Origin of the sequence: Ralstonia sp. 22086, from assembly GCF_052045975.1 — a bacterium.
GTDB classification, from domain to species: domain Bacteria; phylum Pseudomonadota; class Gammaproteobacteria; order Burkholderiales; family Burkholderiaceae; genus Ralstonia; species Ralstonia wenshanensis.
This window is the reverse complement of sequence record NZ_JBQEPZ010000002.1, coordinates 488,891-502,314: the sequence shown is the minus strand read 5'-3', so window position 1 is coordinate 502,314 and position 13,424 is coordinate 488,891. Positions and strand designations below refer to the sequence as shown.

Annotated in this window: 10 protein-coding genes and 1 riboswitch; of the genes, 3 read left to right on the top strand and 7 right to left on the bottom strand. The window is 64.9% G+C overall.

Going from position 1 to position 13,424, the window contains the following annotated elements:
* Positions 1 to 28: 28 nt before the first annotated feature.
* A riboswitch (FMN riboswitch) is annotated at positions 29 to 185 on the top strand.
* A 126-nt stretch (positions 186 to 311) separates the two neighbouring features.
* Complete coding sequence (ribB, locus tag ACTJK6_RS11300; protein ID WP_414561947.1) at positions 312 to 1,037, top strand: 3,4-dihydroxy-2-butanone-4-phosphate synthase; 726 nt, start codon at positions 312 to 314, stop codon at positions 1,035 to 1,037.
* A 35-nt stretch (positions 1,038 to 1,072) separates the two neighbouring features.
* On the opposite strand, the gene ACTJK6_RS11295 is transcribed toward ribB, so the two are convergent.
* The 5 genes from ACTJK6_RS11295 to ACTJK6_RS11275 form a co-directional block, all read right to left on the bottom strand.
* Complete coding sequence (locus tag ACTJK6_RS11295; protein WP_232039783.1) at positions 1,073 to 1,699, bottom strand: bifunctional 4-hydroxy-2-oxoglutarate aldolase/2-dehydro-3-deoxy-phosphogluconate aldolase; 627 nt, start codon at positions 1,697 to 1,699, stop codon at positions 1,073 to 1,075.
* A 34-nt stretch (positions 1,700 to 1,733) separates the two neighbouring features.
* Positions 1,734 to 3,086, bottom strand: coding sequence for a GntT/GntP/DsdX family permease (locus ACTJK6_RS11290; RefSeq protein WP_232039782.1), 1,353 nt, complete (start codon positions 3,084 to 3,086; stop codon positions 1,734 to 1,736).
* 82 nt (positions 3,087 to 3,168) lie between these two features.
* Positions 3,169 to 3,555, bottom strand: coding sequence for a RidA family protein (locus ACTJK6_RS11285; RefSeq protein WP_009240594.1), 387 nt, complete (start codon positions 3,553 to 3,555; stop codon positions 3,169 to 3,171).
* Between the two features lie 42 nt (positions 3,556 to 3,597).
* Positions 3,598 to 5,082 carry a D-aminoacylase gene (locus ACTJK6_RS11280; protein ID WP_414561950.1) on the bottom strand — a complete coding sequence of 495 codons (1,485 nt, stop codon included), beginning with the start codon at positions 5,080 to 5,082 and terminating at the stop codon, positions 3,598 to 3,600.
* A gap of 13 nt (positions 5,083 to 5,095) precedes the next feature.
* Positions 5,096 to 5,965 (bottom strand): MurR/RpiR family transcriptional regulator, encoded by an 870-nt coding sequence (locus ACTJK6_RS11275; RefSeq protein ID WP_186829265.1) that lies wholly within the window; start codon positions 5,963 to 5,965, stop codon positions 5,096 to 5,098.
* Between the two features lie 162 nt (positions 5,966 to 6,127).
* Here ACTJK6_RS11275 and ACTJK6_RS11270 point away from each other — a divergent pair, with 162 nt between their 5' ends.
* Both ACTJK6_RS11270 and ACTJK6_RS11265 read left to right on the top strand, forming a co-directional pair.
* Positions 6,128 to 7,405: an amino acid deaminase gene (locus ACTJK6_RS11270; protein ID WP_440839059.1), complete on the top strand. Its 1,278-nt coding sequence runs from the start codon at positions 6,128 to 6,130 to the stop codon at positions 7,403 to 7,405.
* Between the two features lie 12 nt (positions 7,406 to 7,417).
* Positions 7,418 to 8,344: a sugar kinase gene (locus ACTJK6_RS11265; protein ID WP_440839058.1), complete on the top strand. Its 927-nt coding sequence runs from the start codon at positions 7,418 to 7,420 to the stop codon at positions 8,342 to 8,344.
* A gap of 331 nt (positions 8,345 to 8,675) precedes the next feature.
* Here ACTJK6_RS11265 and ACTJK6_RS11260 read toward each other — a convergent pair whose 3' ends face one another.
* Complete coding sequence (locus ACTJK6_RS11260) at positions 8,676 to 11,105, bottom strand: penicillin acylase family protein (protein WP_440839057.1); 2,430 nt, start codon at positions 11,103 to 11,105, stop codon at positions 8,676 to 8,678.
* Positions 11,106 to 11,373: 268 nt separating this feature from the next.
* Positions 11,374 to 13,422 carry an ATP-binding protein gene (locus ACTJK6_RS11255; protein WP_373407716.1) on the bottom strand — a complete coding sequence of 683 codons (2,049 nt, stop codon included), beginning with the start codon at positions 13,420 to 13,422 and terminating at the stop codon, positions 11,374 to 11,376.
* Between the last annotated feature and the right edge of the window lie 2 nt (positions 13,423 to 13,424).

Below are 13,424 nucleotides of genomic sequence, written 5' to 3'. Positions count from 1 at the left end.
TGCGCTTGCCGGCGATCCTGCCGGTTCAGTACGTCTTCAGGGCGGGGTGGAATTCCCCACCGGCGGTATGCGGACACATGTGTCCGTGAGCCCGCGAGCGCCTTCCATGCGCCTGCATGGGAGGGTCAGCAGATCCGGTGAGATGCCGGGGCCGACGGTCAGAGTCCGGATGGAAGAAGATGTGCGGAACAACACGCCCGTGCTACAGGCGCGCGCCTGGCCTTGTGCCGGGCTGCGCCGCTGTATGGCTCGCGCGTGTTTGTCTGCTTGCCCTGGAACGTCTTGTCGCCAATCTTGCGAGGAGCGTTTCCATGTTGTCCACTCAGCAATCCCCCGCGGTTCACCCGCCCGCATTGCCTGCCAGCAATGTGATTCTTGATGCCTTCGACGCCCGCTTCGACCCGGCCGACATGCCTGCGCGCATGGCCGCCGCCCTCGATGCCGTGCGCCTCGGCGTGCCCGTTGTCGTGCTCGACGATGCCGATCGCGAGAACGAGGCCGACCTCATCGTCGCTGCCGACAAGCTCACGCAGGCCAGCATGGCCATGCTGATTCGCGAGTGCAGCGGCATCGTCTGCCTGTGCCTGACGGCAGAGAAGAGCGCATCGCTCGGCTTGCGCCCGATGGTGGAAGACAACCGCAGCCAATACGGCACGGCGTTCACGGTGTCGATCGAGGCACGCACAGGCGTGAGCACCGGCGTATCGGCGGCGGATCGCATCACGACCATCCGCGCGGCCATCGCGGCAGATGCCGATACGCAATCGGTCGTCAGCCCGGGGCACGTGTTTCCGCTGGTGGCAAGGGAGGGCGGGGTGCTGGCGCGGCGTGGCCATACCGAAGGCTCGGTCGACCTGGCACGCTTGGCAGGCTTGCCGCCGGCCGCCGTGCTGTGCGAATTGATGCTGCCCGACGGCACCATGGCGCGCCGTGACGACGCGGTGCGCTTCGCCGATCAGCACAACCTGCCGGTGCTGACCATTGAAGACATCGTTCAATATCGGGAGCAGATGGAGCGCGCGGTCAGCTTCGTCTAAAGCCAAAGCCGGCCGCGCGAGAGAGGTGACGTTGATTACCGCTTGAGCGCGGCCGCTTCCTTGGCGAGTGCCGTGATGCCTGCCCAGTCGCCGGCCGCGACCTTGTCCTTGGGCACCATCCACGAGCCGCCGACACACACCACGTTGGGCAGGGCGAGGTACTCGGGCGCGCTTTGCGGTGTGATGCCGCCGGTCGGGCAGAAACGCACATCGCCAAACGGCCCGTAGATCGACTTGAGCATCGGGATGCCGCCAGCCGCTTCGGCCGGGAAGAACTTCAGCGTGGTCAGGCCGAACTCCAGCGCAGTGATCAGTTCTGAGGGCGTGATGATGCCCGGTAGCCAGTCCAGTCCCGACTCTGCCTGCGCCAGCGCGAGTGCCGTCGTGATGCCGGGCGACACGGCAAACACGGCTCCGGCATCGCGCGCCTGCACAAAGTGCTCCGGCCGCGTGAGCGTGCCGGCGCCGACGATGGCATCGCTGCCCAGGTCCTTCACCACCGCACGGATCACATCCAGCGCCACCGGCGTGCGCATCGTGATCTCGAACGTGCGGATACCGCCCTCGTACAGCGCGCGGCACACCTTGACGCCTTCATCGACAGATTGGAACTGCAGCACCGGGATGACCGGGCCGGCCTTGACGACGGAATCGATACCCACAACGTTCTCCTAGATCAACTTCAACGGAACAAGCTTAAACGACGGTCGCCAGCGCAAGCGTGAGCAGCAGCGCGACGATCGAGATGATGGTTTCCAGTACCGTCCACGTCTTGAAAGTCTGCGGCACGGTCAGGTTGAAATACTCCTTCACCAGCCAGAAGCCGCCGTCGTTCACGTGCGACAGGATCAGCGACCCGGCGCCGGTGGCCAGCACCATCAGCTCCGGCTTGACGGCGGCGCCCGAGGCTGCGGCGATCGGGGCGACGATGCCACAGGCGGTCGTCATGGCAACGGTGGCCGAACCGGTGGCAATACGGATGAGCACAGCCACCACCCAACCGAGCAGCAACGGCGACAGATGGGCATCGGTGGCGACAGCCACGATGGCCTTCGACACGCCCGAGTCACGCAGGATCTGACCGAAGCCGCCGCCTGCGCCCACCACCAGCGTGATCGTGGCGATCGGTGCCAGACACTCGTTGGTGAACTTGAGGATGGTCTCGCGATTGAAGCCCCGTGCCTTGCCGAACGTGTAGAAGCTGACGATAGCGGCAATCAGCAGGGCCATCACGGAGTTGCCGGCCAGCTTGAGGATGTCGTTCGCCAGCGTCTTGGGCGCGGCGATCAGGTCGGCCCAACTGCCGATCAGCATCAGCACCACCGGCAGCAGGATCGTGAACAGCGTCACGCCAAAGCCCGGCAGTTCGCGCTTCTGGTCGGATTCAACAAATTGTGCGGCCAGCGGGTTGTTCTCGTCCGGCTTGACGTAGCGCGAGACCAGCATCGCCCAAAGCGGACCGGCCAGGATGGCGGTCGGCAGACCGACGATCAGCGCATACATGATGGTCTTGCCGATGTCCGCCTGATAAGCCGTCACCGCCAGCAGCGCGGCCGGGTGCGGGGGGATCAGACCGTGCACCACCGACAGGCCGGCCACCATCGGCAGGCCGACCATCAGGATCGGCGTGCCCGTGCGCTTGGCCACGTTGAAGGCAATCGGGATCAGCAGCACGAAACCGACTTCAAAGAACACCGGCAGGCCGATGATGAACGCGACGACCATCATGGCCCAGTGCGCGTTCTTCTCGCCAAAGGCACTGATGAGCGTTTTGGCGATGCGCTCGGCGCCACCGGATTCCGCCATCATCTTGCCGAGCATCGTTCCAAGGCCCACCACCAGCGCAATGTGGCCGAGCGTGCCGCCCACGCCGGTTTCGAACGCCTTGACGATATTGCCCATCGGCATGCCGACCACCACGCCCAGCGCGAGCGAGACGACGATCAGCGTGACGAACGGGTTCAGTTTCTGAACAGCAATCAGGTAGATCAGCGCCACCACCGCCAGCGCGGCGGTCAGCAATAGCGAGTTGCCTTGCATCGGGACCATCTGGTTTCCTCCTCGGGAATATTCACGGCTCTTGTTTTGATGGGGGCCCCGTCGTGCAGGGCGCCCCTTTCTGGACTACGGATTACGGCTTCTTGTACGCCACGCAATCGACTTCGACCTTGCAGTCGATGACCATGCTCGACACCACGCACGCCCGCGCGGGCGGGTTGGCGCCGAAGTACTCCTTGAATACCTTGTTGAACGACTGGAAATCACGCGGATCATCCAGCCACACGCCGCAGCGCACGACGTGCTCGGGGCCGTAGCCCGCTTCAGCCAGGATGGCCAGCACGTTCTTGATGGTCTGGTGCGATTGCTCGACGATGCCGTTGCCGACAACCTCGCCGTTCACCATGGGCGTCTGGCCCGAGACAAACAGCCAGCCGTCTGCGCCGGCCGCGCGGGCAAAGGGCAGGTGCTGGCCACCGGTGCCGGTGCCGCCTTCAACGCCAATTCGGGTAATCGTCATCGCTACGTTCCTTCTTTCAAAACTCTCAAACAAACTCGGATTTCAGTGGACTTCCGGGGCTGCAACTGCCTGCGCACGCGGCCCGCGCCTAAGGAAGCGCCCGGCACGATGCGGCTGCACGGCGCCATCCTGATACGACAGATGGCCGTTGACCCACACTGCCGCAATACCCGCCGCGGGTTGCTGCGGATCGGTAAAGGTGGCGACATCGCGTACCGTTTCGGGGTCGAACAAAACGAGATCGGCCCAGTAGCCCTCGCGCACCAGGCCGCGTTCAGTCAGGCCGAAGCGCTCGGCCGACTGGCCTGTCATCTTGCGGATGGCGGCCGAAAGCGAGAGCAGCTTGCGCTCGCGGCTGTAGTAGCCGAGCACGCGCGGGAAGGCGCCCCACAGACGCGGATGTGGCTTCGGATCGTTCGGCAGGCCGTCTGATCCAATCACCGTGGCGGGGTGCGTGATGATGCGGTCCAGATCCTGCGCCGACATGTTGTGGTACACGGCGCCGGCCGGCTGCAGGCGGCGCGCGGCGTCCATCAGGTCGGTGCCCCACGCGGCGGCAATCTCCTTGAGCGTCTGTCCGGCCATGCCCGGCTCCGGCTCCGACCACGTGATGAAGATGTCGAATTCATCCGTCACCTGCTTCAAGTCCAGCGTGGACGAGCTTGCGGTGTACGGATAGCAGTCGCACCCCACGGGCTGATAGCGCTGCGCCCCTTCGATGGATTCCAGCACCTCGCCCGCGCGTCCCCAGTTGGCCGCGCCCGCGCACTTCAGGTGCGAGATCACGATCGGCACGCGCGCATGTTTGCCGACGCGGTACGCCTCGTCCATCGCATCGAGAATCGCGGCAAATTCGGTACGCAGATGCGTTGTGTAGATGGCGCCGGCCTCGGCCAGCGGCTCCGCCAGGCCCATCACTTCTTCGGTAGTGGAAGCAAAGGCGTTGGCGTAGGCCAGGCCGGTCGACAGGCCCAGTGCGCCGTGATCGAGTGCCTCGCGCAACTGTGCGCGCATGCCTTCGACTTCATCGGCAGTGGCAGGGCGGTCGAGGCGGTCCAGGTGATTGTTGCGCAGCGCAGTGTGGCCGATCAGCGCGGCCACGTTCACGGCCGGGTGTGCGTGCTCCACGGCTTCCACGTACGACGCAAAGGTCGGGTACGCAAATGCGCTGGCGGGCCCCAGCAGGTTCATCGGGTCGGGCGGTTCACCCTTGAGCGTGGCCGGCGACGCGCTGATGCCACAGTTGCCCACGATGACGGTCGTAATGCCCTGCGACACCTTGCACAGCATGTCGGGCGTGCGGATCACGTTGGTGTCGTCGTGCGTATGCACGTCGATGAAGCCGGGGGCAAGGACGCGGCCCTCGCCGGCGATTTCCGCATCCCCCAGCCAGGCGGTGGAGTCCGATGTGGCGATGGCGGCGATGCGACCGTCGGTGATGGCCACGTCGAACAGCGTGGCCTCGGGTTCGTGGCCGCTGCCGTCCACAATGCGGACCTGACGGATGACGGTGTCGTACTGCTGCATGTGCTGCTCCTGCTCAATCTCCGAGCGGCTGGCGATTGCCGCCGCCGCGATGCGCATCGAGCACGTACTTGATGCGCCGTAAGAGCTCCTTGCTGCGATCGGCCTGCTGCAATGCGACCTCGGTGGCCAGCAGGTCAATCATCATCATCATGGCGTAGCGCGATGACGACGGCTTGAAGATGAAATCGGTTTCCATGGCCTGGATCGGCAGCAAGACATCGGCCAGCGCAGCCAGCGGTGAGCCGATGGCCGTGATGGCGACGATCCGGGCGCCGTACTCGCGCGCGATGGTCACGCTGTCGATCACCTCCGGCACGTGGCCGGTCACGGAGAACACGACCACCACATCGTCCGGACTGAGCGTGGCCGCAACCATCCGCTGCAGCATCGAATCATGATAGGTGGTGACCGGCCGTCCCAAGCGGGCGAGGCGGTAGCGCATTTCGTCGGCCATGGTGGTCGAGCCGCCACCCATGCCGAATACGGCAATCATGCGCGCCGCCACCAACGCCACTGCCGCGGTGCGGAACGCCTCGGGCTGCACCAGCGCGCGGTTGGCCTCCAGCACATTGCTGATGTCGGCCAGGATGCCGTCGGCGCTCGAAGGTGGGCGGTCCGCGCCGCCATCCAGAAAGCGCTGGCCGACTGCGGCCGCCTGCGCTAGCTTGAGCTTGAGTTCACGCACGTCGCGGCAACCCATCGCCTTGGCAAAACGGGTGACGCTAGCCTCACTCACGCCGGCGCGCTCGGCGAGCGTCTGGATGCTGCCGGCGGCGGCTTCTGCAATGTCGCTCAGGACGGTCTGCGCGACCTTCTGCTCGGCGGGGCGCAGTTCAGCGGCACGCTGGGAGAGTCGGGTCACGATGTCCATCGGTTCACGCATGGGGTCGGGCTTAGGGTCTCGCATTCTGGCCCCCGGTAGTCGTCCGGATAGCGGCTTTGAGAGTGCTTTGGTACTTTGTAACAGGCTGGCCCGGAGAATAATTTCGCCGCTATCATTGTGTCAACCCGATGTTTACCCCCAAAGGAACGCGAGCCGATTCCCATGAGTGATACAAAGTACCAAGGAGATGCCAGCGCCGTCGTCAACCCGCTCGACAAGGGCTTGGGTGCGTTGGAGGCCGCATGCGCGCCGGAGCAGATTGCTGCCCAGCGCTGGAATGTATTGAACGAAGACCTGAACCTGCCTGCGGCAGTGCTTTCGCAATCGCGCGTGGAGCACAACTTGGCCTGGATGCAGCGCTTCGTGAGCGAATACGGTGCCAAGCTCGCCCCGCATGGCAAGACGACGATGGCCCCGCGCCTGTTCCAGCGTCAGTTGGCAGGCGGTGCATGGGGCATCACGCTCGCAACGGCGCACCAGACACGCATTGCGTATGCCCACGGCGTGCGTCGCGTGTTGATGGCCAACCAGTTGGTCGGTAAGCGCAACATGGCCATCCTGGCCGAGCTGCTGGCTGATCCGACGTTCGAGTTTTTCTGTCTGGTGGATGCGGCGGATCAGGTCGATCAGCTTGCCGCCTTCTTCGGCAAGGCGGGGCGCCCGATTCAGGTGCTGATCGAACTGGGCGTGCAGGGCGGCCGCACCGGCGTGCGCGACGACGCGCAACTTCAAACGGTGCTCGATGCGCTCACGCGTGCCAATGGCGCCGTCAAGCTCGCGGGCGTTGAAGTTTATGAAGGCGTGATCAAGGAAGAGGCGGATATCCGCGCGTTCCTGCAGCGCGCGGTAAAGGTGACGGAGGATCTGGCGAAGGCGGGTCGCTTGCAACGCACGCCTGCCGTGCTGACCGGCGCGGGATCGGCCTGGTACGACGTCGTGGCCGAAGAGTTCGCCAAAGCCAATATCGGCCAGCCGCTGGATGTCGTGCTGCGCCCGGGTTGCTACCTGACGCACGACGTGGGCATCTACCGTGCGGCGCAGGCTCGTATCGACGCCAACAACCCCATCGCGCACAAGATGCGTTCGAGCCTGCTACCGGCGCTCCAGCTTTGGGCCTATGTGCAATCCGTGCCCGAGGCTGAGCGCGCCATCATTGCAATGGGCAAGCGTGATGCCGCATTCGACGCGGGCCTGCCGCTGCCGGTGCTGCATTTCCGCCCGGGCGACAAGGCGCCGTCAGCCACACCCGCGCATTGGGAAGTCACCGGCATGATGGATCAGCACGCCTACCTTAAGATCGCCCCGGGTGACGACATCAAGGTGGGCGACATGATCGCCTTCGATATCTCGCACCCGTGCCTCACTTTCGACAAGTGGCGGCAGATTTCTGTCGTTGACGATGCGTACAACGTGGTCGACGTTGTGCAGACCTACTTCTGAGCGGGGGCGCCCATGGCAGACATCCTCGCCTATGGCGAAGCGCTGATCGAGTTCAACCAGGCGGATCCCGGCAGCACGTCGTGGAATTTCGGCTTCGGTGGCGACACGTCGAACTTCTGCATTGCTGCGGCACGGCAGGGCGCACGCACGGGCTACATCAGCGCGGTGGGTGCTGATCGATTCGGCCAGGCGCTGCGCGCGCTATGGCAGGACGAAGGCGTGGACCATACCTACGTGCACACTGATGCGCAGGCGCCCACAGGCCTGTACTTCGTTTCGCACGATGCGCGAGGTCACCATTTCGACTACCTGCGTGCAGGCTCTGCGGCAAGCCGTTTCCAGACGGCGCAACTGCCGCTGCAGGCCATTGCGGCGGCCAAGGCGTTTCACCTGTCGGGGATCAGCCTCGCGATCAGCGACACCGCGTGCGACGCGGGTTTGGCGGCGATGGCGCATGCGCGGGCGTCGGGTGTGTTGGTGTCGTTCGACACCAACCTGCGCTTGCGCCTGTGGCCGCTGGCGCGTGCCCGAGCCGTGATGCAGGAAGCCATGCGCACGTGCGATCTGTGCCTGCCGAGTTGGGATGACGTGACGGTGCTGCTCGATTGTCATGACCGTGACGGCATTGTCGATACGCTGCTCGGCTGGGGCGTGAAACTGGTGGCGCTCAAGATGGGCGCGGAAGGTTGCTACGTGGCCACGCCCGACGCGCGTACGCTGGTGCCGCGTCATACGGTCAATGCGATTGATGCGACCGGCGCGGGTGATTGCTTTGGCGGGTCGTTTGTGGCGCGGATTGTTGCCGGGGATTCGCCGGTAGAGGCGGCACGGTATGCCAATGTGGCGGCTGCGATTTCGACGACGGGGTATAGCGCTGTGGCGCCGATTCCGCGGGTGGAGGTTGTGCGGGCGGTGTTGGCGTCCACGCAGACTGCCTGAATGGATGTTGTTGGTGCGCTGGTGTTTCATCCCCTGCCGGGGCCGACTCACTTTCTTTGTCTTGCCAAAGAAAGTAAGCAAAGAAAGGCGCGCCCGAGATGGCAACTTCCCCTTGAATTTATGTCGCAGAGAGGGGAAGGGAAAAACTCGCTGCGCTCAGACAGTTTCCCTTCCTTTTTCCTCTCTGCAACAGAAATTCAAGGCGCCATCTAGGGCAGGGTACGGCCAAACCGTCGTGTGCCTGTGTTGGTGCCCAGCTGTGTTCTTGTTGGGTAAAGAAAAACGCCACCGCGTTATTGCGGTGGCGTTTTCTTTCTTGGTCATCGTGCGCTTACTTCCCAGGCACCAGATGCACGCGCGACTCGGTTGCCGCTTCCACCGCCTTGCGCGAATACAGCAGCGGAAAATACTCGCCCTTGAGCCACAGCGGTGCCAGGTCGCGATAGTGCGGGCTGTCGGGGTTGCCGGACTGGCCGGGCAGGTTGACGGCGCGCGAGTTGTCCCAGTTGCCGACGTCCACCACTGTGCGGAACGACGGGCCGTTGGTCTGCAGGAAATCGGTCGCGCGATATGTCGATTGGTTTGGCGTGTAGGGGCTGCCGCCTTCCGGCGTGGGGCCGACGTTGAGCTTGGCGCGCGTTGCCTCGTCGACGATGGCTGCGAACGGATGGGCGTTCAGGTTGTGGTGCAACTGGCCCCAGTTCCACGCTTGCGGGTTCGGGCCTTGGCGCTTGACCATATCGGTCCACGCATTTTTCAGGCTGTCGAGCAGGACGGCATCGCGCTTGGCTGCGGCTTGCTGCGGGTCTTCTCCGAACTTGCGTTCGCTGCCCTGCGGATGTTCCAGCGTGTCGAGCATGACGGCGGTATCGGGCGCGGCCATCGCTTCGGCCCCGGCCTTGGAAAGCACGGCATTCTTGAACGCGCGGCCAAGGTGATGCGTGAACCAGACCTCATGCAGCGCGGCCTGCGGAGAATCCGCCAGCATGGTCGCGTTCCAGCCCTTGAACAGATTGAGCGCGGCCTGCGTGTCGGCGTCGTTGGACGATAGCGGCGCCAGCAGGGCCATCAGTCTGCGCGCCGGGATCGACACCATGTCGTTCTGCAAGCGCATCGAATCTTCGATCGACACCTTGTCCAGTTTGGCCAGCACTTCGTCAATGCGTGCGTGGCGCGAGCCGTTGGTCCACTCGAAGCCGAGTTTTCGCTCCCGGTACGGATAATCCGGCGGCAGGTTCATCTCGTTGGAGGAGGTGAAATAGCCCGACTTCGGGTTGTAGCTGCTGGGCAGTTGATCGCCGCGCCAGAAGCCGGCCCATTCGAAGCGGCCGTCGCCGGGCACGGGCAGCAGGCCGTCCCAGTTCGGGCGGATGGGGGCGAGGCCGCCCGGCACCCAGCCGATGTTGCCCTTGGTGTCGGCATAGACCTGGTTTTCGGTGGGCGCGCCCCAGTTCATCATCGACTGCTTGAACTGCGCGAAGGTGCGTGCACGCATGTAGCCGACCGAGCCGAAATACGGCGACATGCCCGGCGACAGCCATGCCGAGCGCACCGCATACGCGCGGTGCTTCTCGGCATCGATGTAGATGACCGGGCCGTGCCGCGTGAAGGTCAGGTCGACGGGGCGGGACTCACCGCCGCGCACCTTCACGGTCTCGTGCAGCACGGTGAAGGGCTCCCAGCCGCCGTTGTAGCGGTATTCGCTGTTGTTGGCCGGATTCAACTCGTAGACGTAAAGGTCTTCCTGGTCGATGTTGAAGATGGTCAGGCCGAACGCGACGTGCCCGTTATGCCCGATCGACACGGCGGGCAGTGATGGCTCACCGGCGCCGATGATGTCCAGCGTGGGTGTGCTGACGTGGGCGATGTAGCGCAGGCTCGGTGCCGAATACGCGCGGTGCGGGTCGTTGGCCATCACGGCGCGGCCGGTGGTGGATTTGCCCGGCGCGATCACCCAGTTGTTGCTGCCCTCCATGGTCTCTTCAAGGTTGGCAGCGGCGGCCACGCGCGTGCCGTCGACGTCTACACCCTTGAGCGATTCGGGCGTGAGTTTCACGCCTTGCGTGGCCAGCGTGAAGACCTTCAGCAAGTCCTTCGGCAGGCATGGGTCGAGGCCTTCGGGCAACTGGGTTTGCCAGGCAGGCTGGAGGCCGAAGCGGATGGTGTCGTCGGCAAGGTTGGCTTTGCACGCCACGTTGGCACGAGCGACTTCCGATTGCAGATTGCGCGTCAGGCCATGGCTGCGGATGCGGACCACGTCTTCCGGCGCCCAGTGCGCGGGCGTGTAGTTCAGCTTGCGGAACTCGAACGGCATCTGCTCCGGATGCCTGGCCAGCCAGTCGACGTACGCGTTGATGCCGGCCACGAAGCGCGTGGCAATGCGCTGCGCATCGGGGCTGTAATGATTCCATTCGACCTGCATGTCACCGCGATAGAGGAACAGCCGCGTGGCGCGATCCTGTTCCACATATGCCGGGCCGAACACTTCCGAAAGCTGCCCCAGGCCACGGCGGCGCCACAAGTCAATCTGGAACAGGCGGTCGCGCGCCGCGTTGAAGCCTTGCGCGAAGAACCCGTCGTCTTCGCTCTTGGCGTAGATATGTGGCACGCCCCAGCGGTCGATCAGGATGTCGGCGGGCTTTTGCAGGCCGGGTACGGTAATAGTCTGGGTGGCCGCCTTGGACGCGTCTTTGGCAACCGCCTGCGCGGAAATGCCGAGCGCAACGGCAGACAACAGCATGGGAAGCGAACGGATAAGCATGGCGATGCAGTCTCCTCTCTGAGCCCCGAATGCCAGCGCAGCCCAAATGGGCACGGAGGATTCAGGCGTTTTTATGGATACGGCAGATAACCGCGAACGCGGCTGATGGGAAGGGCAAGCTGGCCGATCGAGCGAGCGGGTGCTGGCAACTGCTTGGGGAGAGATGCCCACCGATCGGCACAGACGGCTGAGTATGCGGATGCGCCGCCACTGGCGCCAATGACTTTTGTTCGGTCAACCATTCCGTCAAGGCATGGTTGACCATGTGTCACACCAGTGTCTCCGGCCCGGTCTTGCGATGCACATTGGCGGCGAGCACGTGGCCCAGCTCTCCCGGGAAGATCGGCTTGGTAATGACGGACTGGTAACCCGCTTCCTTCGCGGCCTTCAGGCGGATCGGGTCCGCAAACGCCGTCACGGCGATGGCGGGCAGTTCAGTCAGGCCGCGTTCGCGCACGGCCCGTACCAACTGCATGCCGTCCATGCCCGGCATGGCGAGATCGCTGACCAGCGCATCGAACGGGTAGGCGTTGGCGGCTGCCTGTTCCAGCGCATCGAGCGCGGCAGCCCCACTGGATACGGTAACAACCTCGGCGCCGTAGCGCTCCAGCATCAGCGCGATCACGCCGAGCGATTCGGGGTTGTCATCCACTGCCAGCACGCGGATCCCGTCCAGCGTCGGCATGCCCGTGCCCGCGACGAGGCCCGGCGTTCGGTTGGCCTGTTCGCCCGGTTGCGCTGCATGCAGCGGTAGCGACACGGCCATGGTGGTGCCACGGTCGGCACCGCTGCTGGCCGCGGTGATGCGGCCGTGGTGCAGCTCGACGAGCTGCTTGGCAATCGCCAGCCCGAGGCCGAGCCCGCCGTGGCGGCGCGTGCTCGACAGATCCGCCTGCTGGAAGCGGTCAAAGATATGCGGCAGGAAGGCCGGCTCGATGCCGATGCCGGTGTCGCGCACGGTGGCGACCACGCCTTCGGGCGCCGGATGTACCGAGAGCCGGATGTGCCCGCCCTCGGGCGTGAACTTGACGGCGTTGGCCAGCAGGTTCCAGAACACCTGCTTCAGGCGCCCGGCGTCGCCTTGCAGCATCGGCACCGGCAGGAACTCAGTCTCGATGGTGATGTTCTTCTGGCGCGCCATCGGTTCGATGGTCTCGCGCGCGCGCTCCAGCACGTCGGGCAGGTCCACGGGGCCGATCTCCAGCGGGACCTTGCCCGAGAGGATGGCCGACATGTCGAGCAAATCGTCGATCAGGTGGACTTGCGTGCGGGCGCTGCGCTCGATGGCTTCAATGCCGCGCTTGAACATCGCTTCATCGTAGGCGCGCATGTTCAGCAATTGCGCCCAGCCGAGCACCGCGTTGAGCGGCGTGCGCAGCTCGTGGCTGACGGTCGCCAGGAAATCGTCTTTCAGGCGGCTGGCGCGCTCGGCTTCTTCGCGGGCGCGGGATTCGGCTTCGAGCAACTGCGTGCGGCGGGCCTCTGCCTGGCGGCGCTCGCTGATGTCGATCACGGCGTTGGTCAGGCCGATGATCTCGCCCGTGTCGTCGCGCAGCGGCATGACCACCACGTCGTAGACCACCCGCTGCGTGTGGCGACGCCGGAAGGCAAATTCCACGCGCGTCGGTGTGCCGGTTGCGATGACGCGCTGGCCCGCCTCGGTCAGGCGCGATGCGGCGCGGCGTCCGAACACTTCGCGCACCGTCCGCCCCAGCAGCTGTTCGGGCTGCAGGCCGAACACGGGGTTGTGCACCCACGTGAAGTGCATCGTGTTGTCGACGTCGTAGAGCGAAATGGGCGAAGCCTGCAGAGCCGCCAGCAGGCGTTGCTGCGACAGGCGTTGCTGGGTTTCGGCCCGCGCGCGCCGTTCGGCCCCGGCGCGGGCTCGGCGCAACTGCTCACACAAGGCGCAGATGAGCAGCGCACCCACCCCAAACACCGTCATCTGGATTGGCGTGAGCGGCACGGCGGCGGGCCAGCTTTGCAGCGCGGCCAGTCCCATGAACAGCCCTGCATAGCAGACGATGGCCAGCATCCCCGGCCAGAAGCCGCCGTACCACGCGGCAATCGTCACCACCGGAAAAGCAAGGTAGAAGGGCAGGTGGATGCCCATCGCCGATTCGAGCAGCACCCGGCCGATCGTGCCGACAGCAGCCGCACCGATCGCCACCAGCCACGCCGATGGGCGAATGGCCGGCGCACCGTTGAACCCGCTGGTGCTGAAAGGCCCGGGATCCGGCAGCCGGGCAGCGCCGGCAGCGCGCGCGTCCGACGGGCGGGACGAAGAGGGCAGGATGGACGTCACAGTCGGGCGCAATA

What these genes read in the sequence shown, in the direction of transcription:
- ACTJK6_RS11285 (WP_009240594.1), bottom strand. Translation starts at nt 3,555, where the DNA reads ATGACGATTACCCGAATTGGCGTTGAAGGCGGCACCGGCACCGGTGGC.
- ACTJK6_RS11280 (WP_414561950.1), bottom strand. Translation starts at nt 5,082, where the DNA reads ATGCAGCAGTACGACACCGTCATCCGTCAGGTCCGCATTGTGGACGGC.
- ACTJK6_RS11275 (WP_186829265.1), bottom strand. Translation starts at nt 5,965, where the DNA reads ATGCGTGAACCGATGGACATCGTGACCCGACTCTCCCAGCGTGCCGCT.
- ACTJK6_RS11265 (WP_440839058.1), top strand. Translation starts at nt 7,418, where the DNA reads ATGGCAGACATCCTCGCCTATGGCGAAGCGCTGATCGAGTTCAACCAG.
- ribB (WP_414561947.1), top strand. Translation starts at nt 312, where the DNA reads ATGTTGTCCACTCAGCAATCCCCCGCGGTTCACCCGCCCGCATTGCCT.
- ACTJK6_RS11270 (WP_440839059.1), top strand. Translation starts at nt 6,128, where the DNA reads ATGAGTGATACAAAGTACCAAGGAGATGCCAGCGCCGTCGTCAACCCG.
- ACTJK6_RS11260 (WP_440839057.1), bottom strand. Translation starts at nt 11,105, where the DNA reads ATGCTTATCCGTTCGCTTCCCATGCTGTTGTCTGCCGTTGCGCTCGGC.
- ACTJK6_RS11290 (WP_232039782.1), bottom strand. Translation starts at nt 3,086, where the DNA reads ATGGTCCCGATGCAAGGCAACTCGCTATTGCTGACCGCCGCGCTGGCG.